The 24,355-nt window shown below is 64.0% G+C and carries 25 protein-coding genes and 1 tRNA gene; 10 read left to right on the top strand and 16 right to left on the bottom strand.

What is annotated here, in order from left to right; genetic code table 11:
* Position 1: 1 nt before the first annotated feature.
* The 8 genes from BUA54_RS17225 (at position 2) to BUA54_RS17195 (ending at position 5,598) form a co-directional block, all read left to right on the top strand.
* Positions 2–1,420: a dihydrolipoyl dehydrogenase family protein gene (locus BUA54_RS17225; protein ID WP_072858508.1), complete on the top strand. Its 1,419-nt coding sequence runs from the start codon at positions 2–4 to the stop codon at positions 1,418–1,420.
* A gap of 12 nt (positions 1,421–1,432) precedes the next feature.
* Positions 1,433–2,833, top strand: a complete 1,401-nt coding sequence (locus tag BUA54_RS17220; RefSeq protein ID WP_072858507.1) for a sensor histidine kinase — start codon at positions 1,433–1,435, stop codon at positions 2,831–2,833.
* A 59-nt stretch (positions 2,834–2,892) separates the two neighbouring features.
* A tRNA-Arg gene (locus tag BUA54_RS17215) sits at positions 2,893–2,969 on the top strand.
* A gap of 299 nt (positions 2,970–3,268) precedes the next feature.
* A complete protein-coding gene (locus BUA54_RS17210) occupies positions 3,269–3,493 on the top strand; it encodes a hypothetical protein (protein ID WP_072858506.1) in 225 nt (74 codons plus the stop codon).
* Positions 3,494–3,502: 9 nt separating this feature from the next.
* Positions 3,503–3,796 carry a hypothetical protein gene (locus BUA54_RS21280; RefSeq protein WP_084114509.1) on the top strand — a complete coding sequence of 98 codons (294 nt, stop codon included), beginning with the start codon at positions 3,503–3,505 and terminating at the stop codon, positions 3,794–3,796.
* Positions 3,739–4,197 (top strand): DUF3987 domain-containing protein, encoded by a 459-nt coding sequence (locus tag BUA54_RS17205; RefSeq protein WP_072858505.1) that lies wholly within the window; start codon positions 3,739–3,741, stop codon positions 4,195–4,197. The genes BUA54_RS21280 and BUA54_RS17205 overlap by 58 nt, the downstream gene beginning before the upstream one ends.
* Complete coding sequence (locus BUA54_RS17200) at positions 4,194–4,406, top strand: hypothetical protein (RefSeq protein WP_143155478.1); 213 nt, start codon at positions 4,194–4,196, stop codon at positions 4,404–4,406. Before BUA54_RS17205 ends, BUA54_RS17200 begins: the two co-directional genes overlap by 4 nt.
* A gap of 178 nt (positions 4,407–4,584) precedes the next feature.
* Positions 4,585–5,598 carry a plasmid recombination protein gene (locus tag BUA54_RS17195; protein ID WP_072858503.1) on the top strand — a complete coding sequence of 338 codons (1,014 nt, stop codon included), beginning with the start codon at positions 4,585–4,587 and terminating at the stop codon, positions 5,596–5,598.
* A 227-nt stretch (positions 5,599–5,825) separates the two neighbouring features.
* Here the strand turns inward: BUA54_RS17195 and hydA are convergent, their stop codons facing one another.
* The 5 genes from hydA to BUA54_RS17170 are packed head-to-tail and all read right to left on the bottom strand — an operon-like array spanning position 5,826 to position 10,773.
* Positions 5,826–7,262 (bottom strand): dihydropyrimidinase, encoded by a 1,437-nt coding sequence (hydA, locus tag BUA54_RS17190; protein ID WP_072858502.1) that lies wholly within the window; start codon positions 7,260–7,262, stop codon positions 5,826–5,828.
* On the bottom strand, positions 7,259–8,509 hold the full coding sequence (locus tag BUA54_RS17185) for a cysteine desulfurase-like protein (RefSeq protein ID WP_072858501.1): 1,251 nt from the start codon (positions 8,507–8,509) through the stop codon (positions 7,259–7,261). The genes hydA and BUA54_RS17185 overlap by 4 nt, the downstream gene beginning before the upstream one ends.
* A 14-nt stretch (positions 8,510–8,523) precedes the next feature.
* A complete protein-coding gene (locus BUA54_RS17180) occupies positions 8,524–9,258 on the bottom strand; it encodes an amino acid ABC transporter ATP-binding protein (protein WP_072858500.1) in 735 nt (244 codons plus the stop codon).
* On the bottom strand, positions 9,255–9,929 hold the full coding sequence (locus BUA54_RS17175) for an amino acid ABC transporter permease (protein WP_072858499.1): 675 nt from the start codon (positions 9,927–9,929) through the stop codon (positions 9,255–9,257). Before BUA54_RS17175 ends, BUA54_RS17180 begins: the two co-directional genes overlap by 4 nt.
* 55 nt (positions 9,930–9,984) lie before the next feature.
* Positions 9,985–10,773 (bottom strand): ABC transporter substrate-binding protein, encoded by a 789-nt coding sequence (locus tag BUA54_RS17170; RefSeq protein ID WP_072858498.1) that lies wholly within the window; start codon positions 10,771–10,773, stop codon positions 9,985–9,987.
* A 171-nt stretch (positions 10,774–10,944) separates the two neighbouring features.
* Here BUA54_RS17170 and BUA54_RS17165 point away from each other — a divergent pair, with 171 nt between their 5' ends.
* Entirely contained in the window at positions 10,945–11,637 is a 693-nt protein-coding gene (locus tag BUA54_RS17165) for a FadR/GntR family transcriptional regulator (RefSeq protein ID WP_218588301.1), read from the top strand.
* Positions 11,638–11,662: 25 nt separating this feature from the next.
* Here BUA54_RS17165 and BUA54_RS17160 read toward each other — a convergent pair whose 3' ends face one another.
* From BUA54_RS17160 to dctP, 5 genes are all read right to left on the bottom strand, one after another.
* The gene (locus tag BUA54_RS17160; protein ID WP_072858497.1) at positions 11,663–13,183 is read right to left on the bottom strand and encodes a malonate--CoA ligase; all 1,521 of its coding nucleotides are present in this window, start codon (positions 13,181–13,183) and stop codon (positions 11,663–11,665) included.
* A gap of 11 nt (positions 13,184–13,194) precedes the next feature.
* Positions 13,195–14,466, bottom strand: a complete 1,272-nt coding sequence (locus BUA54_RS17155; protein WP_072858496.1) for a malonyl-CoA decarboxylase — start codon at positions 14,464–14,466, stop codon at positions 13,195–13,197.
* A complete protein-coding gene (locus BUA54_RS17150; RefSeq protein ID WP_072858495.1) occupies positions 14,463–15,782 on the bottom strand; it encodes a TRAP transporter large permease in 1,320 nt (439 codons plus the stop codon). The genes BUA54_RS17155 and BUA54_RS17150 overlap by 4 nt, the downstream gene beginning before the upstream one ends.
* Positions 15,782–16,294, bottom strand: coding sequence for a TRAP transporter small permease (locus BUA54_RS17145; protein ID WP_084114517.1), 513 nt, complete (start codon positions 16,292–16,294; stop codon positions 15,782–15,784). Before BUA54_RS17145 ends, BUA54_RS17150 begins: the two co-directional genes overlap by 1 nt.
* Before the next feature lie 111 nt (positions 16,295–16,405).
* Entirely contained in the window at positions 16,406–17,395 is a 990-nt protein-coding gene (gene dctP, locus BUA54_RS17140; RefSeq protein ID WP_072858493.1) for a TRAP transporter substrate-binding protein DctP, read from the bottom strand.
* 131 nt (positions 17,396–17,526) lie between these two features.
* On the opposite strand from dctP, the gene BUA54_RS17135 reads away from it, so the two are divergent.
* Positions 17,527–18,219, top strand: a complete 693-nt coding sequence (locus BUA54_RS17135) for a GntR family transcriptional regulator (protein ID WP_245810753.1) — start codon at positions 17,527–17,529, stop codon at positions 18,217–18,219.
* A gap of 15 nt (positions 18,220–18,234) precedes the next feature.
* Here BUA54_RS17135 and BUA54_RS17130 read toward each other — a convergent pair whose 3' ends face one another.
* From BUA54_RS17130 to BUA54_RS17105, 6 genes are all read right to left on the bottom strand, one after another.
* Complete coding sequence (locus BUA54_RS17130; protein ID WP_072858492.1) at positions 18,235–19,203, bottom strand: 2-hydroxyacid dehydrogenase; 969 nt, start codon at positions 19,201–19,203, stop codon at positions 18,235–18,237.
* A complete protein-coding gene (gene sucD, locus BUA54_RS17125) occupies positions 19,200–20,099 on the bottom strand; it encodes a succinate--CoA ligase subunit alpha (RefSeq protein WP_072858491.1) in 900 nt (299 codons plus the stop codon). The genes BUA54_RS17130 and sucD overlap by 4 nt, the downstream gene beginning before the upstream one ends.
* 14 nt (positions 20,100–20,113) lie before the next feature.
* Complete coding sequence (locus tag BUA54_RS17120) at positions 20,114–21,292, bottom strand: malate--CoA ligase subunit beta (protein ID WP_072858490.1); 1,179 nt, start codon at positions 21,290–21,292, stop codon at positions 20,114–20,116.
* 28 nt (positions 21,293–21,320) lie between these two features.
* The gene (locus BUA54_RS17115) at positions 21,321–22,265 is read right to left on the bottom strand and encodes an HpcH/HpaI aldolase/citrate lyase family protein (RefSeq protein WP_072858489.1); all 945 of its coding nucleotides are present in this window, start codon (positions 22,263–22,265) and stop codon (positions 21,321–21,323) included.
* A gap of 26 nt (positions 22,266–22,291) precedes the next feature.
* Complete coding sequence (locus BUA54_RS17110; RefSeq protein ID WP_072858488.1) at positions 22,292–23,488, bottom strand: aminotransferase class V-fold PLP-dependent enzyme; 1,197 nt, start codon at positions 23,486–23,488, stop codon at positions 22,292–22,294.
* A gap of 189 nt (positions 23,489–23,677) precedes the next feature.
* Complete coding sequence (locus BUA54_RS17105) at positions 23,678–24,319, bottom strand: response regulator transcription factor (RefSeq protein ID WP_072858487.1); 642 nt, start codon at positions 24,317–24,319, stop codon at positions 23,678–23,680.
* Positions 24,320–24,355 lie beyond the last annotated feature (36 nt).

Genomic DNA, 24,355 nt, shown 5'->3' with positions numbered 1-24,355 from the left:
CATGAACCGAATCAAAGCTGACGTCTGCATTGTCGGGGCCGGGTCCGCGGGCCTGTCCGTGGCCGCCGGGGCCGCCCAGATGGGCGCCTCGGTCGTCCTGATCGAGGGCCACAAGATGGGCGGCGATTGCCTGAACTACGGCTGCATTCCGTCGAAGGCCCTGATCGCCTCGGCGAAGCATGCGCACGCAGGGGTCGAAAACCCGCAGTTCGGGGTTGAACAGGTTCGGCCCGCTGTCGATTTTGCCGCCGCCAAGGATCACGTCCGGCACGTCGTCGACACCATCGCTCCCGTTGACAGTCAGGACCGGTTCGAGGGGCTGGGGTGTACCGTCATCCGAGACAACGCCCGCTTCATCAGCGAGACCGAGGTTCAGGCGGGTCAGACCATCGTGACGGCCCGGCGGTTCGTAGTCGCCACCGGCTCCGGCCCCTTCGTTCCGCCAATAGAGGGCCTCGATTCCGTAACCGTCCACACGAACGAGACGATCTTTGATCTGCGTGAGCGGCCGGACCATTTGCTGGTCATCGGCGGTGGCCCCATCGGGATGGAGTTGGCGCAGGCGCACAGGCGGCTGGGGTGCGACGTCACGGTCATCGAGGGCGCCAAGGCCATGGGCAAGGACGACCCGGAACTTTCTGCCGTCGTGCTGGACAGGGTGCGTGCCGAAGGGGTCACCGTCGTAGAGGGCACGCAGGCCGATCGGGTCAGCGGCGCCGATGGCAGCGTGACGGTCCATACGGCAAATGGCGATTTCATCGGATCTCACCTGCTGGTGGCGGTTGGTCGGTCGGTGAACGTGGATGGACTTGACCTCGAAAAGGCGAATGTATCCTACGATCGCAAGGGACTGAAGGTGGATGATAACCTCCGCTCTGTCTCGAACAAGCGGGTTTATGCCGCGGGCGACGTCGCTGGCGGTCTGCAGTTCACTCACGTTGCGGGTTATCATGGCGGCCAGCTTGTCCGTGCTCTGATGTTCGGCCTGCCAGCCAAGGCCCGGACCGACCATATCCCGTGGGCGACCTATACCGATCCCGAACTCGCGCAGGTCGGCCTGACAGAAGCGCAGGCGCGCAAGAAGCATGGATCGAAACTGTCGGTGGTCCGGTCGGAATATGCAGACAACGACCGCGCCAATACCGAAGGCCGCACCACCGGACTGATCAAGGTCATGGTGGTCGGCGGCAGACCTGTCGGCGCTTCGATCGTCGGCCATCTGGCGGGCGAACTGATCGGCATCTGGGCCATGGCCATCGCCAACAACCTCAAGATGACCGCCATCAGCAATACCGTTTTGCCCTATCCGACCTATATGGAATTGAACAAACGGGCGGCCGGGGCGTATTTCAGTCCCAAGCTGTTCGACAGTGCCCTTGTGAAGAAGGTCGTGGGTCTGGTGCAACGCTGGATCCCGTAAGACGGAGACGCAATGCTGAATACCCTTTCGGGTCGGTTCCTGATCCTGACAGTCATCTTCGTGATGCTGGCAGAGGTGTTCATCTTCGTGCCCTCCGTCGCCCGATTTCGCGAGGATTATCTGCTGACCGCGCTGGAACGGGCACAGATCGCGTCCCTCGCGGTCGAGGCGACGGACATGATCTCTCCCGATCTCGAGCGCGAATTGCTGAAGAATGCTGGCGTATTCAACGTCGTGCTGCAGCGTGACGATATGCGGCAGCTGGCCCTGTCCTCGCCCATCCCGACGCCCATTGCCGCGACCTACGACATGCGCGATCCCGGTGACATCCGGCTGATCCGCGATGCACTGGCGACTCTTTGGGACAGCGAGCCGAGGATCATCCGCGTCCTCGGCAGCCCGGTCCAGGGCGCCGGCATGCTGATCGAGATCACAATGATGCAGATGCCCCTGCGCACCGCGATGCTGGAATACGGCCTGAACGTCCTCTACCTCTCCGCGATCATCTCGGCGATCACCGCACTCCTTCTGTTTCTGGCCGTTCAGGCGTTCCTCGTTCGGCCGATCAAAGGCGTGATCAGACACATGCAGAACTACGCCGACGCGCCGGAGGATGCCCGCCGCATCATCGAACCCAGTGCCGGCGTGCGCGAGTTGCGCGACGCCGAAGACGCCCTGCAGATGCTGCAGACCCAGTTGACCTCGGCACTGCGGCAAAAGGACCGTCTGGCGCAACTGGGCGGAGCCGTGGCCAAGGTCAGCCATGACCTGCGCAACATCCTGACCTCGGCACAACTATTCACCGACCGGATCGAAGGCTCCGACGATCCGCTGGTAAAGCGGATGGCGCCGAAGCTGGTCAATTCCATCACCCGGGCCGTGCACCTGTGTGAAAGCACGCTGGCCTTCGGGCGGGCCGACGAACCCGCGCCACGACTGACCCGCGTGAATTTGGCGCGCATCGTGGCAGAGGTCGTCGAGAGCGAGCGGCTCGCGGCCGGCGACTACCCATTGTCCTTCGCCGAGGACATTCCTGCCACTATGGTCCTGCGCGCAGACGACGAACAGATATTTCGCGTCCTTTCGAACCTCGTACGCAACGCCCGACAGGCAATCATGGCGACCGGTGATCCCGGCGAGATCTGTCTGCGCGGCGAGGAGGACGACACCACTTGGCGAATCGTCATCTCCGATACCGGCCCGGGTTTGCCATCCAAGGCCCGCGACCATCTGTTCCAGCCGTTCCAGGGTGGCGTGCGGAAAGGCGGCGCGGGTCTCGGTCTCGTGATTTCCGGCGACCTGATCCGGGGCCACGGCGGCCGTCTGACCCTGCAGGACACGGACGCCACAGGGACCATCTTCGTCATTACCCTTCCAAAGGCCGACTTCGCGCTCGCCCCCGCCGCAGCCTGAAACTTTCTGCGCTTTCGGTCTTGCATCGCCCGAACGCGCCCGCTAAATCCCCCCTACGCGGATTGGTAGCTCAGTTGGATAGAGTACTTGACTACGAATCAAGGGGTCGGGGGTTCGAATCCTCCCCAGTCCGCCATTAAATTTCTCCCAGAATTTTTTTCGATTTAGATTCAGAGCGTCGCGTCCCATTTGAGGACCGGCCCTGATCTGTGAGAGTTGGTCTGCCACCCATTCTGCACCACATTCTGCTACCCAATACGGTGGTGGACCGAATGTTGAACAATCTCATGCTGCGCGGCAAGACTTACTATTTGAAGCGCCGCGTGCCGGCGCGGTATACGGACGTCGAGCCACGTCCAGTGATCTGAGAAAGCCTGAAGACCGATTCCAAGTCCATCGCGCAGCAGAAGCTGGAGCGGGTCTAGAGCGGTTATCTTGACGGCTGAGAAGCGAAAGCTTGCTGGCCGTGACGGCGACGCCGAGGCCCGCTTTCGCGCGGCGCGCAATCTGGCGGCGACGCGGGGGTATGCGTTCCTTTCGGCGGAGGCCGTGTCGGCCCTGCCGTTAGCGGAGCTGCTGGCACGGGTCGAAGCCACCCAGACAAAGTTCGGCGCGCCGGACATGGAGACCGCAGAGGCGGTCTTTGGCGGCGTGGAGTAACCGGGCCTGATGCTCTCCGGCTTGGTCGAACATGTCGAAGAGATCTCCAAACTCGAAAATCGCTTCAAGAGCACGCAACAGATGCGGCTATGGCGCAATGATCGGAAGCACGGGGAGTTGCCGGATCTCTTCAATCAGAATGGCGTGCCCATCCAGATGATGTTCCGCGCCCACGACGGGAAGAACTACGTCCGCGTGGTCTCCAACAAGGTGGTCGACATCCGGAACTTCACCCTTTTGATCGCGTGCTGCGGAAGTACTTTCGGAAGCTCCTGGATAACGGTCTGTTTGCGCGGTTCCTGATCGTCGTCATCCAGCGGGCTGACCGTGTCCCGTTCCATGGCGAGATCGATGGATCTGAAGCGCAAATTGTGCTCTTCACGGCCGAGGCGCGCGAGGCCTATTTTTTCGGCGTGGCTCGGATCGAGGCGCTGGCAAGACGCGAGACCGGTCTGATGGAGAGCTTCCTCTCCAAGGGCGTCGTCGTCATCGGGCGCCTGGCCCTCGTCCTCGCCTACATTGACGCGGCGGTGGGCCCGCGTGAAGAACCTGCCGCCATCGAGGCGGACGCCGTTCGCCGCGCCTTGGACCTCTATCTGAATGTCTTCGTGCCGATGGCGCGGGGGCTTTCTTCGAGGACTGGGCACCGCGCGACGAGCGCGATGCCCGCACCGTCGTGGAGATCATCCGGCACTTCGACATGACCCGGGTGACCATCCGCTACATCCTGCGCCTCGGCGGAGACATGTTCAGGACTGTGGCGGACGTCGAGGACGGCTTTGGCGTGCTCGTTGAGCAGGGTGTGCTGCGCCACGACAAGGGGACCTCCGGCCCCCGGGGTGGTCGGTACAGCCACGGCTACCTGGTCAATCCGCATGTCCTGCCCAGCGCGCCGGAGGTGGGGGGCGACTGAGGCCCCCTTCCGACACTACCACACCACGCTGTCGATTGAGCAGGCAACGGCTCGCCCCGGGCCGGGTGCGTGCGGAGTGTCCCTATGAGCCCCGGGAAACTCCGCGACCGTCCAGAACTGCCGGAAACAATCGCAGCGGCTGTCGATCACAGACAATCGTTCACCAAGGAACAAGACAATGCCCACCACTTCAACCGACCAACCCTTCCTCGTGTTCAACTGTGAGGCTTGCGGCCAGGAAGGCGTCAGCGCCATGGACAAGCACGAGAGGCTGCGGATCTCCTCTGCCTCGAACATCGACCCGGCGCGGAGGCATCTCAACCCGACGCTCCATGGCAACCCGGGTGGTCCCGCTGCCGCTTTGGCTGACCTCTATGCTAGCGGTGTCCTGCAGCCCGCATGGCAGGCGCACCGGCCTTACCTGCGCATCGTGATGGGGGCCTCGCCAGCCTTCTTCCGGCCCGATGAACTCGACAAGATCGGCACCTGGGTGCCGGAGCGATTGCAGACCTGGTTGACCGTCGCGCTGGCGGCATTGCGGACGCGGTTCGGCGATGGCCTCGTGCATGTCTCGCTTCACCTCGACGAGGACACCCCCCATCTGCATATCCTCGTGGCACTGACCTACTGGAACAAGCCGCGCAAGATCGACCGTCGCCGCAAGGGTGAAACCGATGCCGCCTTCAACGCGCGCAAGGCGGCGGCGGAGGCCGATCCCGGCAAGCGGACGGTTGGCCGGGCGTCGCATCCGACGCTGAAGCTGCAGGGCAGCATCGCCGCCCTGCGCGCTGCATTCGGCTCGGACTTCGCGCCTCTCGGCATCCATCCCGGCCATCCGAAGGGGCTGGACGACCCGAAGCCCAAAACGACCCGCCAGTGGATCAATGAAGAGCGTGTGCGGCTGGCGAAGGAGTGGGCGGCGCTTGCGGCCGAACGGGCTCAGGTTCCCCGGCTCAAGGAAGCCGCGGTCCGCGCGGCATTTGCGCAGGTCCACGCGCACTACCAAGCCAAGATTGCGGGACTGAAGAAGAAGGTCTCGGACATGATGTCGGCGGTGACGGCCTGGATGAGGCCTCTGGTCGCCCTGCGGAACGAGGCTGCCGCCGAGGCCGGCTTGGTTGCCCGGATCAGGCAGGCGTTCAAGGGCAAGCCGGACGCCGAGATGTGTCGCTTCACATTCACCGGCATTTAGTACTGGAACGATAACCCCAACTCGCCCTTGCATGCGTAGGGTCATCGCTTATCCAGTTATTACGTAAGCGGTGGCATTCGTCGAAATGACTTGGCCCGTCAGTATACCGTTGTGGAAACCCGGGCAGCGGCAATATGGCAGGCCGTCCTGACTGCCTCGCGCAACGCCGGTGCAAGTCGAGCAACATCGGTTTTCACGCTGCTTCGTCGGCAATCTTCTGAAAATAGCTACGACACACCAGCCCTTCCAATCGCTTCGCTCGTGCCGCGGGTCTGGTAGCGGCCGGTGCCCGGGTCTGCCATGACCTCACCGTCCTGCACGATGGTCTGGCCGCGCAGGATCGTGCGAACGGGCCAGCCGGTGATCTGCATGCCTTCATAGGGCGTGTAGTCCGAACCATGGTGTAGATCGGCCTGCTTGATCGTGGCCACCTTCGTTGGATCCCATAGCGTGATGTCCGCGTCCGCTCCGACCAGCAGCGCGCCCTTCTGCGGGTAGAGGCCATAGAGCTTGGCGGGATTGGTCGAGGTCAGCGCGACGAAGCGTTCCAAGGTGATGCGACCCTTGCTCACGCCTTCTGAAAAGAGGATCGGCAGGCGGGTCTCGACCCCCGGGATGCCGTTGGGCACCCATCTGAAGGACGTCCGCGCGCGGGAATTGTCTTTGCCGGTGTCGCCGGATCCTTCGTAGTAGAACGGGCAGTGGTCGGAGGAGAAAACCTCGAAAGTGCCGTCGCGCAATCCTTCCCAGATCGCAGCCTGACTGTCGGTGTCACGGGGCGGCGGAGAACAGACGTATTTTGCTCCCTCGAAGTCCATGTTCAGACCCTTCAGATCATCGCGGGTCAGGACGATGTATTGCGGGCAGGTTTCGGCGTGGACCTTCATGCCGCGCTTTTGCGCCCACTGGATCTGTTCCATCGGATCGCGGCCGGAGACGTGGACAATCATCACCGGCACATCGGTCAGCTGCGCGTGACTGATCGCGCGGTGTGTCGCCTCGCGCTCTGCCACCTGATGGTGCGCCTCGGCGTGGTAGTAGGGCGCCGTCTTGCCTTCGGATTCCAGACGGGCGGTCATGTACTTGATTGCGTCGTGCCCTTCCGCATGGACCATGACCAGCGCCTTTTCCCGCCGCGCCACGTCGAAGACGGCGAGAAGTTCGGCATCGTTCAGCACGAGGTCGTCGTAGGTCATGAAGACCTTGAAAGAGGTATATCCGTCGCGCACCAGCGCCGGCAGTTCCTGCCCCAGAACCTGTGGCGTGGGGTCCGAAATGATCAGATGAAAGGACACATCCGTGTAGCACTTTCCTTCGGCCTTGGCGTGGTAGGCGGTGACGCAGTCGCGCAGCGATGTACCTTTCACCTGCATCGCGAAGGGTAGGACCGTCGTGTTGCCGCCCGCCGCCGCCGATCTCGTGCCGGATTCGAAGTCATCCGCCATGACGGTTCCGTCGGAGGTCGGCTGCGCCAAGTGCACGTGGGCGTCGATGCCCCCGGGCAGGACGAGAAGGCCTGTCGCGTCGATCTCCTCTTGGGCGCCTTCGATACTGACGGCGATGTCGGTGATGCGCCCCCCACGGACGCCGATGTCGGCGCGGAACCGGTCTGACGCGGTGACGATGGTCCCGCCCCGGATTGCCAGATCGTGCGGCGCGCTCATGACGCCAGCGCCTGTTGCGAGACGACCTCGGCCAGGGCGGCAGTCAGCCGGTCGACCTGCGCCAGCGTGTTGTAATGCACCATCGAGACGCGCAGCACGCCGCCGTCGTGAGATTCATCCAGATCCTCGACCAGCCGTCGCGAGTGGAAGTCACCGAAGCGGATCGCAATGCCGTGGGCATCCATTGCGCGCGCGATCTCGCCCGAATCGTGGCCGTCGAAGCGGAAGGCGATGGTCGGCACGCGCTGTCCCGGTTCAAAACCGCGTCCGACGATATGACAGTCGTTGCGTGCATCCAGCCAGGACAGCAGCCGGTCTGCCAACAGGTTCTCCTGCGTGGTGATCGCGTCGAATGCGGCTTCCAGCCTTTGCCGCGTGCTCCCGGTGGCGCCCTGCCGCACTCCGAGGTCGGCAAGGTAGTCCACGACCGCCGTCGTGCTGTAGGCCAGTTCGTAATTCGGGTTGCCCGGCTCCAGCTTGCCGGGGATTTTGTCCTTGCCGTAAAACCAGTGGTATTGCCCGTCCAGCTCGCCCAGCAGGTCGTATTTGCCGTACATGATCGCGGTATGGGGACCGTAGCACTTGTAGAGACTGAAGACATAGTAGTCCGCGTCAAGCGCCTGCACGTCGATGGCCCGGTGGGGCGCGTAGGCGACCGCATCGACGCAAAGCCGCGCGCCGCGGGCGTGGACGAAATCGGCGAAATCGCGAATCGGGTTGATCCAGCCGAGAATGTTGGAGGCATGGTGGACGCAGACCAGCTTCGTCCGGTCGCTCATCAACGGCGCCAGATCCTCCAGCCGCATCGTCAGGCTGTTCTGGTCCAGTGGCCAGTTCTTCACGACGACGCCGAACTCCTCCAGTTCCTTCCACGGGCCGATGTTGGATTCGTGGTCGGCGTGGCTGACGATGATCTCGTCGCCCGGGCTGAACTGCCGCCGCATGGAGGCGGCGAGGGTGCGCATCAGCTGCGTGGTGGAGGGGCCGAAGACGATCTCCTCGGGGCGGGCGGCATTCACCAGCGTCTGCGCGGCCTTGCGGCCCAGCATCAACCCTTCGGCCGCGGCCTGCGATACGGCATAGCTACCACCGATCTGGACGTTCCGATGAATGAGGAATTCGCTGATCCTGTCCACCACACCGCCAACGATCTGGCTGCCGCCGGCGTTGTCGAAAAAGACCCAAGGGGCGGCAAGACCGGGGAATTGGCCTTGCACGAAATCCATATCAAGCGCGTCTTTGGTCATCGTCTATCCTGTCATCAATGATTCAGCACCGCGCCCAGAAAGTTGCGCGTGCGGGGTTCTGTCGGGGTTTCCAGAAGGGCAGCAGGGGTGCCGGTTTCGATCACCTCTCCACCGTCCATGAAAATCACGCGGTCGGCGACCTGTCGGGCAAAGCCCATTTCGTGCGTCACGACGATCATCGTGACGCCTGTGTGCGCGAGCGCCTTCATCACGTCCAGCACCTCGCCCACCATCTCGGGGTCGAGGGCGGAAGTCGGTTCGTCGAAAAGCAGCACCTGCGGTTCCATCGCCAGCGCGCGTGCGATTGCGACCCGCTGTTGCTGGCCGCCGGACAGGTGCTGCGGATACTTGTCCGCCTGTTCGGCGATGCCGACCCGCGCCAGCAGCCGGTCGGCGAGCTTTCCGGCTTCGGCACGTGAGGTGCCACGCACCCGGCGTGGTGCCAGCATGACGTTGTCGCGTACGGAAAGGTGCGGAAAGAGGTTGAAGCCCTGAAAGACCATGCCGACTTCTGCCCGCACCTTGGCCAGCGACCGGCCCGGCACCACGGGAATGCCGTCAACGCGGATCTCGCTGGCCGGATCGAAGTCTTCCAGCCGGTTGATGCAGCGGATCAGGGTCGACTTGCCTGAACCGGAGGGGCCGATGATGCACACGACCTCCCCCTTCGCAATGTCGAGATCGATGCCGCGCAGGGCCTCGAAGGTGCCGTAGAACTTGCGCAGGTTGCGGATGGAGACATAGCTCATGCCCGGCGCCCCCCGTGGTAGCGGCGTTCGAGGTAGGACACGAACAGGACCAGCGGCCAGAGGAACGCGATGTAGATCAGCGCGGCGCCGATCAGAGGCGAGGGATTGGCGGTCAGCGCCTGTGCCTGCGTCGCCTGTTTCAGCAGGTCGGGCATCGCGACGACGGACGCCAGTGCCGTATCCTTGATGACGTTGATCGCGTTGTTCGTCAGCGGTGGGATCACGATCCGCACCGCCTGCGGCAGGATCACGTCGACCATCGTCTGCCGCTGGTTCAGGCCCAGCGCGGCAGAGGCCTCGAATTGGCCGTGGGGGATCGCCTGGATACCGGCGCGAAAGATTTCGGCGGTGTAGGCGCCCGACACCAGCGTCAGGGCAGCCATGGCAGAGGCGAAGGAGGTCAGGCGCAGCCCGACGAAGGGCAGGGCGTAATAGACGACGATCAGCAGCACCAGCAGCGGGATCGACCGGAAGATATCGATGTAAAGCCGCATCAGCAGGCGTACCGGCTTTACGGCGTAGAGCCCGAGCAGCGCCACAAACAACCCGAGGATCAGGCCCGCGACGATGCTGGCCGCCCCCAGTTGCAAGGTCAACCAAAGGCCGTCGAGCAACATCGGCAGGCTGCGGCGCAGGACCGCCACGTTGAGGAAGGTATCGAAGAGGTCCATGACGGTCCTTCTGGGCGGCAGCACGGCCCCCGCGCGGGGGCCGTGCCGGTCGCGGTCAATTCAGGGTCGGCATGTCCATGACGGTCACGGTCGAGGTCGTGTCCTCGGGCACCGCGCCGAACCACTTCTCGTGCAGGGCGGCGAGGGTGCCGTCCTCCTTCAGGGTGGTCAGCACGTTGTTGACCTCGCTCGCCAGCGGCGCGTCCTTGGCGAACATCATGGAATACTTCTCGCCGGTCTCGATCCGCTGGACGACCTTCAGCTCGGGCTTGTCCTTGACGTAATATTGCAGTGCCGGAATATCAGAAATGTAGCCATCGATCCGGCCTGCCGTCAGATCCAGCATGGCCGGGGCAAGGCCCTCGTAACGGTTGATCGTGGCAAAGCCGTACTCCGCCTGATGCTCCGTCGCCCACATGTCGCCGGTTGATCCGGTGTCGACGCCGACGACCTTGTCCTTCATCTCGTCCAGCGATGCGGGGCCATCGGCCGCTACGGTCAGCGATTGATCGCTGTCATAGTAAGGCTGGGCGAAAGTAACGGACTGCAGGCGCTCTTGCGTGATGGTGATCGACGACATGGCGATGTCGATGCGCCCCGACTGCACGGCAGAGAATAGGCCTTGGAAGGGGATGTTCACGATCTCGACGCCGCGACCCAGCTTTTCGGCGACGGCATTGACCAGATCGACCTCGAACCCGACGTTGGCGCCGGTGTCGTCCTGAAATTCCCACGGCACGTTGCCGATATTCGCGCCGACCTGAAGGTCCTGCGCGGTTGCCGCGTGTGTCGCGATCACTGCCGCCGTGGCGACGGCTGCAATTCTGCTGATCTTTCCAAGCATAATATTGTTTTCCCTGTCATGGACGTGATTATTGCTTCACTATTGGTCCGACCGGTCTGACCGGTCTGACCAGATACAAGCATGCAGGGGTGCGTCTGGCAAGGTTGGTGGCCGATAATCCCGCCATTCGGCGCTCCTCGATGAAAAATGCGCCGTTACGAAAGATACGCGATGAACCAGATGAACAGTAAAAGCGTCACGCAGGCTGTCGCCGCAACCCTGCAAGAGATGATCCGGTCAGGCGTGCTGAAACCTGACGAGAAAATTCCGTCACAACGGGTCCTTTCAGAACAACTGCAGGTGTCACGGGCGTCCCTGCGCGAAGCTTTGCTGACGCTGGAAACGCTGGGCCTCGTGCGGACCTATCCGGCGCGGGGCACATTCGTCACCGGTTCTCAGGATGCAGCGGGTCCACAGCCATGGCGGTTCGACGGTCAGGTGCGCATCGGTGACGTGTTCCAGACCCGCGCACTGGTCGAGACCGAATTGTGCCGTCTGGCCGCCCCTTACGTGACGTCCGACATCGTCGCGGCACTGGAGCAGGCCACCACCGCCTTCGAGACGGCCTGGTCAGCCGGCGATCTTGTCGGCCATGTAGAGGCCGACCTGCGATTTCATGCCCTGATCGTCGAGACATGTCCCAACCCGATGCTGCGGGACTTCTACCGCTCTGTCCGTGACCTGATGACAGAAAGCCAGCGCGTTCCGATCCCGAACACCGCCGTCGCACGGATGCAGGCGTCGATCCGCGAGCACCGTGCCATTCTCGAAGCGCTTGGCCGTCAGGACGGCCCGGCGGCGGCGGCAGCGATGCAGGACCATATCCGCAACACTGCGGCCTGCGCGGGCGTGTCACTCGCGTGATATTTCCACCTGCACGGGGGAGTGGTCACGCCTCTGGGGTGAAGGTTTGGCGCAGCTGGTTCTTCTGCACCTTGCCCATGGTGTTGCGGGGCAGGGCATCGACGATGTGGACGGCGCGGGGGTGCTTGTAGCGCGCAAGCTGCGGCGCGATGGCGTCCTTGATCGTGTCGGCCGTTACCTCCGCCCCTCGGTCCAGCACGACCGCCACGGCAACGCTTTCGCCGAAGTCCGCATCAGGCAGGCCGAAGGCAGCACTCTCGGTCACGCCGTCGATGTCGTCGATCAGCGCCTCGATCTCTTTGGGATAGATATTGTAGCCGCCAGAGATGATCAGGTCCTTGGACCGCCCGACGATGGTGACGTACCCGTCCGCGTCGATCTGGCCGATGTCGCCGGTGATGAACCAGCCGTCGGGCCGCATGTCCTGCGCCGTCTTCTCGGGCATTTGCCAGTAGCCCTTGAAAAGGTTCGGACCCTTCACCTCGATCCCCCCGGGCTCTCCCGGTGGGGTCGGGGCGCCGTCCGCCCCCGCCAGCCGCAGCGACACGCCGGGCAGGGGCAGGCCGACCGTGCCGGGCTTGCGTTCTCCGTCGTAGGGGTTCGACGTATTCATGCAGGTCTCGGTCATGCCGTAGCGTTCCAGCACCGTATGCCCGGTGCGGTCGCGCCATTTCAGATGGGTATCCAGCAGCATCGGGGCAGAACCCGAAACGAAGAGCCGCATGCCGGCGCAGGCCTCCGTCGTCAATCCGGGCTGGTCCAGCAGGCGGGTATAGAATGTCGGCACGCCCATCAGCGCCGTGGCGCGACTGAAATCCTTCAGAATCGCGGCTGCGTCGAAATTGCGGTGCAGGATGATCGCGCCGCCCGCCAACAGCGTCACGTTGATCGCAACGAATAACCCGTGAGTGTGGAATACGGGCAGCGCGTGGATCAGAACGTCGTCCGCCGTGAATTGCCAGTGATCGCGCAGGGTATCCGCATTGGACGCGAGGTTGCCGTGGGTCAGCATGGCGCCCTTGCTGCGCCCTGTGGTGCCAGAGGTGTAAAGGAAAGCCGCGAGATCGTCGGCCCCCCGCGCCACGGCCTGCGCCAGCGGCGTCGCATCGTCTGCGGCATCGGTCAGGGTGCCGGCGCCGTCTGCGTCCAGCGTCAGGACGTGGGTTACACCGGCCTCTGTTGCGACGGACGTCAGTGTGTCCAACTTGGCCGGATCGCAGATAAAGACGCGCGGCGCGGCGTCGTTCAGGAAATAGGACACCTCCGCCGCCGGATAGCCGGTATTCAGCGGCAGGTGGATCGCTCCCGCCAGCAAGGTCCCGAGGTAACAGGCGAGACCATTGATCGATTTTTCGATCTGTACCGCGACCCGGTCGCCGGTCTGGACGCCCAGACCCACCAGCGCACCCGCCATCGCCTCTGCCTGCGACCACAACTCGCCGTAGGTCGTCACTGCCCCGTTCAGCGCATTGGTCGAAAAGGTCGCCCCCTCCTGCCCGACGGAGGCCGCGCGCAGGGCGTGGGCAAGGTGATTGTCGTCATACATCGGATCGGTCCTTATCGTGTCTTCAGCAGGCGGCGTACGGGCGGGGCCGCGATGATCTCGCCCATCGTGGAATAGGCTTCGTGGTTTCGCTCGATGGTGTCCAGATCGTAGAGGTAGTTCACCATGACCCCCCACGATGCCGTCTGACCGTTGGCAGAGGCATCGGCGTCTCGGTTAATCCGTTCCAGCCGGGCCCCGTTGCCAAGATGGAAGCGAGCGACCGGGTCGGTCGCACCACCGCGCGGGTGACGGGATGTCAGCATGTAATGCGCGGTGAGGTCAGAGAGGGCCACCGGGCGGCTGCCGTCCTCTGCGGCGGCGACCGTGTCCGACAGGTACTTTGGCAGCTCGTCCCGGTGCGCCAGCGCCCAGCGGCGCAGGCCCGGCACAGGCGAAAGGGTGACGAAGGTGGTCAGGTTCGGCCATTCGCGGCCCAGTTCCTCCACCACCTGCTTGATCAGAAAATTGCCGAAGGAAATGCCTCGCAGCCCCGCCTGACAATTCGAAATGGAATAGAAGACCGCCGTTTGCGCCTTGGCGGTGTCCGTCATTGCACGATCGGCTGCGAGGATTCCACCGATGTCGCCGGGGATGTCCGCGGTCAGCGCCACCTCGACGAAGATCAGGGGATCGTCGCCCAGCGCGGGGTGGAAGAAGGCATAGAGCCTGCGGTCGGGCGCGGCGACCCGGCGCCGCAGATCGTCCCAGCCGCTGATCTCATGCACCGCCTCGTAGCGGATGATCTTCTCCAGCACGTTGGCGGGCGTGTGCCAGTCGATCCGCTGCAGTTCGAGGAAACCGCGGTTGAACCACGACCCGAAGAGATGCCGGAAATCGGCGTCGAGCGGCGTCAGGGTGCGATCATCGTCCATCAGTTGCAGCAGGTCATGGCGCATCGCGACCAGTCGCCGGGTGCCGCCGGGTGCGCGGTTCAGGCGGCGGATCAGCTCTTGCGATCGCGGTTCCGACGCCGTGTGCAGATCGCGCAGCTTTGTCTCGTCACCGTCCTGCCATTGCTTCAACACGGTCTCCGTCCGGGCCCGGTCCACCCCGAAGCGGTCGCGCAGCATGGTGAAGAACGCGTGCCTGTCTGCAAGGCCCATGCCGTCGTAGCGGTCGAAGATCGCCCGGGCGAGGGCTAGGCCCGTCGCTTCGCCCTTTCCCGTAAGCAGGGTATCGCACATCTGGGCCATGTTGCGCGGGGCGGTCGTGCCCATCAGGTTGCGACCCCTGTCCGCGACCCGTCCGACAAGGTCGTTAAAGACATTGGTCGCGCGCATCATTGCTCTGGCCCCATCAGCACGTCTGGCAACCATGTGACGATGGACGGAAAGGCCGACAGAATTACAATGGCCAGCACCATGCACAGCACGAAGGGCATGGACCCGATCAGGATCTTCTTGAGGTTGATGTCGGGCGCAATGCCGTTGATGACGTAGAGGTTCAGGCCCACCGGTGGCGTGATCAGGCCGATTTCCATGTTGATCGTCACGATCACGGCGAACCAGTAGGGATCGAACCCTGCCGTCACGATGATCGGGAGCAGGATCGGTGCCGACATCAGGATCACCGCGACGGGCGGTAAAAAGAAGCCCGCGACCAGCAGGAACAGGTTGATCACCGCCATCAGGACCCAGCGATTGACCTCCAGATCGGCGATCCATGCAGCGATGGATTGCGTCACGAACAGCGACGACAGCATGAAGCTGAACACCCCCGCTGCGCCGATGATGAAAAGGATCATCACGGATTCCCGCGTGCTGTCGCGCAACACGGCCCACAGGGCGGCGGGCTGCGTCATGCGATAGACGACGATGGCGACGACGATGCAAAGCAGTGCGCCGACCGCCGCCGTCTCGCTCGGCGTCGCGATGCCGCCGTAAAGAGCATAGAGCACGCCTGCGATGATGAGGATGAACGGGATGACGCGGGGCAGGATCTCGAACTTCTCGCGCCAGCTGTAGGTGATGCCGGACAGGGCCACGCCCGCCGCCCCGCGTCGCCAGGTGTCGAAGATCGCCCAGGCGATGAAGAGGCCGACCAGCAGCAGGCCGGGCAGTACACCGGCCAGGAACAGGCGGCCGATACTTGTCTCGGTCGCGATGCCGTAGACGATCATCGTGACGGAGGGCGGGATCAGGATGCCCAGCGTGCCGCCCGCGGCGATGGACCCTGCGGCGACCTCGTCCGGATAGCCGCGCTTGCGCATCTCTGGAATGCCCATCTTGCCGATGGCCGCACAGGTGGCAGGGCTGGACCCCGACATCGCGGCGAAGAGCGCGCAGGCCCCAAGGTTCGAGACCAACAGGCCGCCCGGCACGCGGGTGAGCCAACGCTCTAGCGCCTCGTAAAGGTCGGGTCCCGCGCGGGTCGAGGAAATAGCCGCCCCCATGATGATGAACATCGGGATCGACAGCAGGGCGAAGGAATTGAGGTCGCCGTAGAAGAGCTCCGGCAGGGCCTGCAGGCTGCGGGGGCCGTCGAAGACATAGAGGAACCCGGTCGCAACCATCAGAAGGCCGACGGCCACGGGGATACCCGAGAACAGGATGACGACGGTAAACAGCGCGACAAGGCCGCCGAGGCTGAGCGGGTCCATCAGTAGTCCTCGCTCATTTCAGGTCCGATCGCGGGCAGGCCCTTGGCATCCATCGGAAAGGCCGTAACCGACAGCCAGAGGTCCGCCAGCAGTTGCAGCAGGAACAAGAAGAACCCGACCGGGATCGCGAGGTAGGGAATCCAAAGCGGCGCGGACAGCACGGTTTCGGACTTCCAGCCGCGTTCGTATGCGAAGTGCCACATGTCGAAGCCGTACCACAGCATGATCGCGATCATCAGCGCGGTGATGACGAGGGTCGCGATGGCAAGCCCGCGCCGCATCGTCTGCGGCAGCAACGTCGGCAGCAGGTCGACGCCGACGTGCCCCCGCAGCTTCTGCACGTAAGGCAAACCGATCAGGGTCGCGGCAATCATCAGATAGATCACGACCTCCGTCTGCCAGACGGTCGACTGGTTCAGTACGCTGCGGACAAAGATCATCTGGCAGGTAATGAGCACGGCCACCAGCATCATCACCGACGCGACGATTCCGCACAGGGTCGAGATGCCCATGATCGCACGGACGGGAAACGGAAGTTGGCGCGGGGCGCCATCGGGGAAAGTCACGCGGTCAGACCTCTATTGCCAAAGGGGGGACGGCGGGCCACCCGCCGTCCCAAGGTCTCATTCGACGGCCAATGCCATGTCCAGAAGGTTCTGACCACCGTCGGGCATCTCTTCGACGAAGGCGGGGTAGGAGGTGGTCTTCGCCAGTTCCAGCCAGGCGTTGAAATCCTCCTCGTTCATCTGGGCGATCTCGACCCCGGCTTTCTCGAAGGCCTCCGTCGCGATCTGGTCGCCCTGCTTTGCCTGTTCGAGGTAGAATGCCTCGGCCTTCTTGCCGGCGTCCGTCAGGGCGGTCTGCTGCTCCGGCGTGAGGTTGTCGAAGGTCGTCTTGTTCATCATCAACGGCTGATACATGAACCACAGCGCGTAGTCGCCGGCGGGCGTGTAGCACGACAGCTGCTCGTAAAGGCGATAGCTGACGAAGCTTTCGGAAGAGGTGTTCGTCGCGTCCAATACACCGGTCTGCAGAGCGGGATAAATCTCGGACGACGCCATCGAGGAGATCGACGCACCGGCGCCCGCCAGCATCTGCTCGAAGCTCTTGCCCGCGGCGCGGATCGTGACACCGTTCACGTCCTCGGGCGCGGTGATGCAGCCCTTGTTGGACCCGAAACCGCCGGCGAGGTAGCCGTGAACCAGAGTCACGACGTCATCCTCGGCCATGATCTTCTCGATCTCTGCCATGAAGGGCGACGCGGACAGGCGCGCGGCGTGGTCGTGGTTCTTCACCAGACCCGGCATCAGGGTCAGGTTGTAGGCTGGCTGCTGGCCGCCCGCATAGGACAGCGGCAGGATCGTCATGTCGAGCTGACCGCGCGACAGGGGTGTGTACTGCTCACGCGCCTTGAAAAGCGTCTGGTTCGGAAAGATCTGGATATCCAGATCGACACCGGCGGCCTTGACGTCGTCGGCCACCATCTGCGCGACCTGATGGCGCACGTCGCCTTCGGCCCACTGGTGGCTCAGTTTCAGCGTCTCTGCAAAGGCGGCAGAGCCAAGAGCCGTCGTCGCCAGCGCCGTGACGGTACCCAGAATTGCAAGTTTCATTGGTTTTCCTCCCCAAGATATGACGGTCTGCCGGGATCTCCTCCAAGACGATCCGGCGCCTTGCCCTGACGTTAACAACAAATCGCAGGCACGCAAGAAATATTGTATACAAGCGGCGGATTCTGGTATTCATGCGGAAGGATACGAAAGGCGACATGGTGACGACTGACACCCCCAACCTGCGCGACGCGATCGAGGATCGCATCCTGACCGGCGCCCTGCGCCCCGGTGCGCGGCTGGACGAGGTCTCCTTGGCGCAGGAATTCGGCGTCTCGCGGACGCCGATCCGTCAAGCGCTGTTCCAACTGGCCGCCACAGGGCTGGTCGAGCAGTTTCCGCGGCGCGGCGCCTTCGTCGTCGATACCGGCCCCGCCCGCCTGCGCGAGATGTTCGAAGTCATGGCAGAGCTGGAAGCGCTTTGTGCCCGCAATGCCGCGCGGCGCGCATCGCAGGCCGATCTGCAAACGCTCGAGGAATGTCACGAAGCCTGTCGCATCGCCGCCGACTCCGGCGACAGCGATACCTATTACTACGCCAACGAGGCGTTTCACGACGCCATCCGCGTCATCGGCGGCAATGGATTTCTGCATCAGGAGATCGGTCGCCTTCAGAAACGCCTGCAGGCCTTCCGGCGGCTGCAGCTGCGTGCGCGTGCGCGGATCGGTGCATCGCTGCGCGAACACGCCGCGATCCTTGCGGCGATCGGCGCCGGGCAGTCGGCAGAAGCGGCCGACGCCATGCGAAGCCATGTGGCGATCCAGAACGAACAGTTCACAGACCTTATCGCGACGCTGCAGCGGAACAAGTCCAGCAGCGCCGCCTGACGCCATTGGGCGCTCTCAACTGACCGTATTCGGGACCGCCCGGCCGGCAAAGAACGCGTCAAGGTTGTCGGCAACCATATGACCCATGTCCTCCCGCGTTTCCGTTGTGGCGCTGCCAAGGTGCGGCAGCAGGACGACATTCTCCATCGCGATCAGCTCTGCCGGCACCTGCGGTTCGCCTTCGAATACGTCGAGACCCGCACCCTTGATCCGACCCTCCCGCAGGGCCGTAATCAATGCGGTCTGGTCGATCACGTCGCCACGGGCGGTGTTGATCACAAACCCCTCTGGTCCGATCAGCGCGATACGTTCGGCATCCATCAGGTGCGTGTTTTCACCACCGCCCGGCAGGTGAAGCGAGACGACATCCGCCTCCTCCAGCACCGCCTCGATACAGTCGCGACGTTGCGCATTCAGATCGGTCAAGCGATCCGATGAGACCTCGGAACGATTGTAATAGATCACCTTCATCCCCAGCGCCGTCCGGGCGCGGTGCGCGGTGGCAATGCCGATGCGGCCCATGCCGATGATGCCTAGTGTCTTGCCCCGCAGCCGGGTGCCCATCATGTGGGTCGGGCGCCAACCGCTCCAGTGTCCGGCCCGCAGCTCGCGCTCGCCCTCGCCGGCCCGGCGGGCCAGCATCAGCATGAGGGTCAGAGCCGTGTCCGCCGTGCAGTCGGTCAGGACGCCCGGCGTATTCGTCACGGTCAGGCCCGCACCGTTCGCGGCGGCAATGTCGATATGGTTGAAGCCCACGCCGAAGTTCCCGATGATCCGCGCCCGGTGGTCCCCGGTAAAGATCCGCGCGGGCAGGCGATCCGACACGGTAGGGCAGACCGCATCGTAATCATTCAGGGCTGCGCCGATCGCCTCGGTCGTCATCGGCACGTCGTCCGTGTTCAACGTCGTGTCGTAGTCCCGCGACAGGCGGTGCTCGACGGCTGCCGGCCAACGCCGCGTCAGCAGGATCCTTGCCTTCGTCACGCAGCCACCTTGTTGCCCGACAGGATCGCCTCGGCAGTTTCGCCGAAGGCCGCCGGATGCGGCACGATGGCGTGCCCGAGCTCGCGGATGATATCCACCTTCTCCTGCGCGGATTCGCCGAAGGCAGAGACGATTGCACCCGCGTGGCCCATCACCTTGCCTTTGGGCGCAGACAACCCGGCAACATAGGCCATCAATGGTTTGGTCATGTGCTCCGCCGCCCAATGCGCCGCTTCCGCCTCCTGCGGGCCGCCGATCTCTCCGATCATCACGACGGCATCGGTGTCGGGGTCCGCTTCGAAGAGTTCGAGGATATCTCGGAAGGACGAGCCGTTGATCGGGTCGCCGCCGATGCCCACGGAAGTCGAGACGCCGATGCCCCGCGCCTTCATCTGACTTGCGGCCTCGTAGCCCAGCGTGCCGGAGCGTCCGACGATGCCGACCCGACCGGGCATGTAGATGCTGCCCGGCATGATTCCCATCATTGCTTGGCCGGGTGTGATCGTACCGGCGCAGTTCGGACCGGTCAGGCGCATCCGCATTTCGGATTTGTAGCGCCGCATGTAGCGTTTCACCCGCATCATGTCCTGCGCCGGGATGCCGTCGGTAACGCAGGTGCAGTACCTGATCCCCGCGTCGGCCGCTTCCATGATCGCGTCGGCCGCAAAGGGTGGCGGGACGAAGACGATCGACGCCTCGGCCCCGGTTTCTGCCACGGCGCCCTTCACGGTGTTGAACACCGGCACGCCAAGGTGGTTGCTGCCGCCCTTGCCGGGGGTCACGCCGCCTACGACGCGTGTGCCGTAGTCCATCATCTCCTGCGCGTGGAACGATCCGATCCGCCCGGTGAAACCCTGCACCAGCACGCGCGTGTCTTTCGTCAGCAAGATTGCCATGTGATCCGCCCTCCTCAGGCTGCGTTGCGTTCGACCGACTGAAGCGCCGCGACGGCAGCCTCCGCGGCTTCCTTCAAGGTATCGGCGACCGTCACGGTCGGGGCCTTCTCGGCGAGGATGCGCTTGCCCTCTTCGACCTTGGTGCCGGACAGGCGCACGATCAGCGGGCATTCGACGCCCACCTCTGACAGTGCCTTGACCACGCCTTCGGCGACCCAGTCGCAGCGATTGATGCCTGCGAAGATGTTCACGAGGATCACCTTCACCTTCTTGTCGGCCAGCACCGCGCGAAAGGATTTCGCCACCCGGTCCGGTGACGCGCCGCCGCCGATATCAAGGAAGTTCGCAGGCTCGCCGCCGGCAATCTTGATCATGTCCATCGTCGCCATCGCAAGGCCGGCGCCGTTGATGATGCAGCCGATGTCGCCGTCGAGGCTGACGTAGGACAGGCCGCGGTCCGACGCGAAAGTCTCTCTCGGGTCCTCCTGACTCTTGTCGCGCAATTCCGAGATCTCGGGCCGGCGGAACAGGGCATTCTCGTCAAAGCTCATCTTGGCATCGAGGGCGATCACCTCGTTGCCGCTGACGACAAGGGGATTGATTTCCAGCATCGAGGCATCGAAGTCGCGGAAGGCGCGGTAGCAGGCGAGGATCGTGTCGACGGTCTTGCCGATCACCGCCCCGTCAAGGCCAAGGCCGAAGGCGATTTCCCGCGCCTGGAACTCGCGCATGCCGACCCCCGGATCGACGGAGGCGCGTACCATGCTGTCCGGGGCATCCGCGGCGATTTGCTCGATCTCCATCCCGCCGGCGGAAGAGGCGATGACGATGATCCGCTCTTCCTTGCGGTCCAGCACGAAGCCCAGATAAAGCTCCTTGTCGATCCTGACCGTCTCCTCGATGTAGAGGCGATTGATGAGCTTGCCCTGCGGCCCCGTCTGCGCCGTGACCAGACGCTGGCCCAGCAGCTTTTCCGCGGCCTCCGCCACTTCCGTATCGCTGTCGCACAGGATGATGCCGCCGGCCTTGCCGCGGGCGCCGGAATGGACCTGCGCCTTGACCACCCAGCGGTCGCCGCCGATTTCCGTGGCGCGATAGGCAGCCTGTTCGGGGCTGTAGGCCAGTCCACCGCGCGGCATGCGCAGCCCCCGCGTCGCCAGCAGTTCCTTGGCCTGATATTCGTGGATGTCCATGATCGTCCTCCCTGCTGATCCCTCCGGCCTACGCCGCGCGCGCCTTCAGGACCTCCTGCACCGCCAGAATGTTCCTGGCCATTTTCTCTGATGCGGCGTCGACCATCTTGCCGTTCAGGCTGGCCGCACCACGGCCCTGCGCCGCCGCTTCCTCCAGCGCCACGAGGATCTGGCGGGCGCGGTCGACCTCGGCCTCGGTGGGCGAATATTCCTCGTTCGCGAGCGCGATCTGGCTGGGGTGAATCGCCCATTTCCCTTCGATCCCCAGCGCCGCGCCGCGCTTGCAGGCATCGCGGAACCCGTCCGGATCAGAGAAGTCGCCGAAGGGCCCGTCGATGGGCCTTATGCCATAGGCCCGGCAGGCGGTGGTCATGCGGCTGAGCGCCGCGTGCCACTGATCGCCCGGGTAGTTCGGGTTCAGGCCGCCGATGTTGACGGTCCGCGCCTTGTGGAAGGCGGCGTAGTCGGCCACGCCAAAGTGCATCGCCTCCAGCCGGGACGGGGCGGCGGCGATGGCCTCCACATTGGCCATGCCCAGCGGCGTCTCGATCAGCGCCTCGATGCCGATCTTGCGCTTCAGACCCTTGGCCATCTCGATCTGGTTCAGCATCGCCTCGACCATATAGACGTCGGCGGGCAGGCCTACCTTGGGGATCAGGATGACGTCCAGCCTGTCGCCGGCCTGTTCCACCACATCCACCACGTCGCGGTACATGTAATGGGTATCAAGGCCGTTGATCCGCAGGGACGTGACCTTGTTCCTGCCCTTCCAGTCGATGTCGTTGAGCAGCTGGATCGCGTTCTTGCGGGCCTGTTCCTTGTCGTTGGGGGCGACGGCGTCCTCCAGGTCAAGGAAGACGACGTCGGCCTCGGACTCGGCGGCCTTTTCCACCATGGAGGGATTCGACGCGGGCACCGCGAGGGTGGAGCGTTGCAGGCGCGTGGCGCGCATGCCGTGGACGGTGTGGGACATGGGGGCGTTCCTGTCAGTAAGGGGGATCAGGCGGCGGCGCGCTTGGGGGTGGCATCCGCAGCGGTCTGGCTGAAGTGGGTGATCGCTGCACCGACGCCGGACCCGGCCTCGATCTTGATACCGGTGTCGATCAGCGCCATTTCCGCAACCGACAGGGCGGTGCAGACCATGCCTTCGTTCAGCCAGCCCAGATGCCCGATACGGAACACCTTGCCTGCCACCTTGGACAGACCCGACCCCAGCGAGGTGTTGTACTTGCTGTAGGCGGTCGAGATGACGTCGCGGGCGTCGAAACCCTCCGGCACGAGGATCGCGGAGACGGTGTCCGAATACCACTTCTCCTCCTGCGCACAGAGGTCGAGGCCCCATGCGGCGACGGCCTTGCGCACGCCCGTGGCCAGCCGGTGGTGGCGGGCCCAGATATTCTCCAGCCCCTCGTCCAGCATCATGTCGACGCTGGTATTCAGACCGTGCAACAACTGGGTCGCGGGGGTGTAAGGGAAATAACCGTTGTTGTTGTTGGCAATCATGTCCTCGAAGCTGAAGAACGTGCGCGCGTAGCCGGCGCGCTTGTTTGCATCCAGCGCCCACTTGCTGACCGACAGCATGCCGAGGCCCGCCGGCAGCATGAAGCCCTTCTGCGATCCCGACACGGCGCAGTCCACCCGCCAGGCGTCCTGATCGAAGGGGATCGAGCCTACGGCGCTGACCCCGTCCACCATCAGAAGGGCCGGGTGCTTGGCCGCATCCAGCGCCTCGCGCACCGCCTTGACGTTCGAGGTGACGCCGGTGGCGGTCTCGTTGTGGGTGACGAAGACGGCCTGAATCTCGTGCGCGACGTCGGCGTTCAGGCGCTCGGCGTATTGCTCCACCGGCACGCCGGTGCCCCAGTCGCAGTCGATCAATTCCACATCAAGGCCGAGACGCATCGCCATGTCGGCCCAGAGGTGCGAGAATTGGCCGAAGCGGCTCATCAGCACCTTGTCGCCGGGGGACAAGGTGTTCTGGATCGCCGCCTCCCAGGCGCCGGTGCCGGAGGAGGGGTAGAGGAAGACGCGGCCCGTCGTGTTGCGGAACACCTTCGCGACCTTCTCGAACAGCGGTTTGGTGAAGGCGGGGAAATCGGGGGCTCGCATGTCCTGCATGGACACGTTCATCGCCATCCGCACCTGATCGGGCACGTTCGTCGGGCCGGGGATGTAGAGGTGGTTGAAGCCGGGCATGCGGTGGTCCTCCCTTGGAATGCTGCGCGTCGATCTGACCTCAGGATGCGGGCAGCGGGCCGCGGTCAGAACACCTTGCAGGATAGGAAACGCCGTCGCGGCGGGGGGGCGGTGCCTACCCGATCGGGGTCCGGGGCACCGGCTGCGCCTGACCGCCGACGTCGCGACTGTCATCGGCAGGGCCAGGGTTCAGTCCGAGGATTCGCGGGAAAAGACGGCAACCGCCATCGCACGGTTGTGCACTCCCAGCTTGTCGTAAAGGTTCTTGAGGTGATACTTCACTGTATTCTCTGAAATGCCCGTGCGGTTCGCGATCTGCTGGTTGGTCCAGCCCCGTGCCAGCACCGACAACAACTCCCTCTCTCGCACGGTCAGCTGCGCCAGCGGGGTGTCGTTGATCTTGGTCACGTCGATGAAGGGCACGCAGATGCGCCCGTTCGCCACCGCGTGCAGCGTGTCGAACAGCACCGACGGTTCGTCGAACTGATAGCAGAACCCCAGCGCACCCAACCGCACGGACTGTCGCACGTGTCCCAGATCGCGGGTGTTGGAAAAGATCGTGACCGGTAGCCCCGACCCCCGGGCCTTCAAGGCGCGCAGCACGTCGGGGGCAATCATGTCCACGAGCTGCCACGCCAGCACGACCACGTCCACCGTGTCGGGCCTGACCGCCAGCACATCTGCTCCGCGATCAACACTGCCGATCAGGCGAAACCGCGCCTCGCCGTCGAAGCAGGTGGTCAGCGCGGACACGACGAAGGGATTTGCCTCTGCCAGAAGGATCCGTACGGGGCCCGTCGTCACCGCGCGTGGCACAGTCGAAACCGTCATCTGACACCTCCCGCTGTCGCGTGCTGGGTCTGACGC

Origin of the sequence: Loktanella atrilutea, from assembly GCF_900128995.1 — a bacterium.
GTDB classification, from domain to species: domain Bacteria; phylum Pseudomonadota; class Alphaproteobacteria; order Rhodobacterales; family Rhodobacteraceae; genus Loktanella; species Loktanella atrilutea.
Note: the sequence above shows the minus strand (reverse complement) of the source record. Positions and strands in the feature narration are given on the sequence as shown.

Excerpts from the sequence above, each read along its gene's own strand:
- BUA54_RS17225 (WP_072858508.1), top strand. The coding sequence starts at position 2 with ATGAACCGAATCAAAGCTGACGTCTGCATTGTCGGGGCCGGGTCCGCG.
- BUA54_RS17220 (WP_072858507.1), top strand. The coding sequence starts at position 1,433 with ATGCTGAATACCCTTTCGGGTCGGTTCCTGATCCTGACAGTCATCTTC.
- BUA54_RS21280 (WP_084114509.1), top strand. The coding sequence starts at position 3,503 with ATGCTCTCCGGCTTGGTCGAACATGTCGAAGAGATCTCCAAACTCGAA.
- BUA54_RS17200 (WP_143155478.1), top strand. The coding sequence starts at position 4,194 with ATGACCCGGGTGACCATCCGCTACATCCTGCGCCTCGGCGGAGACATG.
- BUA54_RS17195 (WP_072858503.1), top strand. The coding sequence starts at position 4,585 with ATGCCCACCACTTCAACCGACCAACCCTTCCTCGTGTTCAACTGTGAG.
- hydA (WP_072858502.1), bottom strand. The coding sequence starts at position 7,262 with ATGAGCGCGCCGCACGATCTGGCAATCCGGGGCGGGACCATCGTCACC.
- BUA54_RS17185 (WP_072858501.1), bottom strand. The coding sequence starts at position 8,509 with ATGACCAAAGACGCGCTTGATATGGATTTCGTGCAAGGCCAATTCCCC.
- BUA54_RS17180 (WP_072858500.1), bottom strand. The coding sequence starts at position 9,258 with ATGAGCTATGTCTCCATCCGCAACCTGCGCAAGTTCTACGGCACCTTC.
- BUA54_RS17175 (WP_072858499.1), bottom strand. The coding sequence starts at position 9,929 with ATGGACCTCTTCGATACCTTCCTCAACGTGGCGGTCCTGCGCCGCAGC.
- BUA54_RS17170 (WP_072858498.1), bottom strand. The coding sequence starts at position 10,773 with ATGCTTGGAAAGATCAGCAGAATTGCAGCCGTCGCCACGGCGGCAGTG.
- BUA54_RS17165 (WP_218588301.1), top strand. The coding sequence starts at position 10,945 with ATGAACCAGATGAACAGTAAAAGCGTCACGCAGGCTGTCGCCGCAACC.
- BUA54_RS17160 (WP_072858497.1), bottom strand. The coding sequence starts at position 13,183 with ATGTATGACGACAATCACCTTGCCCACGCCCTGCGCGCGGCCTCCGTC.
- BUA54_RS17155 (WP_072858496.1), bottom strand. The coding sequence starts at position 14,466 with ATGATGCGCGCGACCAATGTCTTTAACGACCTTGTCGGACGGGTCGCG.
- BUA54_RS17150 (WP_072858495.1), bottom strand. The coding sequence starts at position 15,782 with ATGGACCCGCTCAGCCTCGGCGGCCTTGTCGCGCTGTTTACCGTCGTC.
- BUA54_RS17145 (WP_084114517.1), bottom strand. The coding sequence starts at position 16,294 with ATGGGCATCTCGACCCTGTGCGGAATCGTCGCGTCGGTGATGATGCTG.
- dctP (WP_072858493.1), bottom strand. The coding sequence starts at position 17,395 with ATGAAACTTGCAATTCTGGGTACCGTCACGGCGCTGGCGACGACGGCT.
- BUA54_RS17135 (WP_245810753.1), top strand. The coding sequence starts at position 17,527 with ATGCGGAAGGATACGAAAGGCGACATGGTGACGACTGACACCCCCAAC.
- sucD (WP_072858491.1), bottom strand. The coding sequence starts at position 20,099 with ATGGCAATCTTGCTGACGAAAGACACGCGCGTGCTGGTGCAGGGTTTC.
- BUA54_RS17120 (WP_072858490.1), bottom strand. The coding sequence starts at position 21,292 with ATGGACATCCACGAATATCAGGCCAAGGAACTGCTGGCGACGCGGGGG.
- BUA54_RS17115 (WP_072858489.1), bottom strand. The coding sequence starts at position 22,265 with ATGTCCCACACCGTCCACGGCATGCGCGCCACGCGCCTGCAACGCTCC.
- BUA54_RS17110 (WP_072858488.1), bottom strand. The coding sequence starts at position 23,488 with ATGCCCGGCTTCAACCACCTCTACATCCCCGGCCCGACGAACGTGCCC.
- BUA54_RS17105 (WP_072858487.1), bottom strand. The coding sequence starts at position 24,319 with ATGACGGTTTCGACTGTGCCACGCGCGGTGACGACGGGCCCCGTACGG.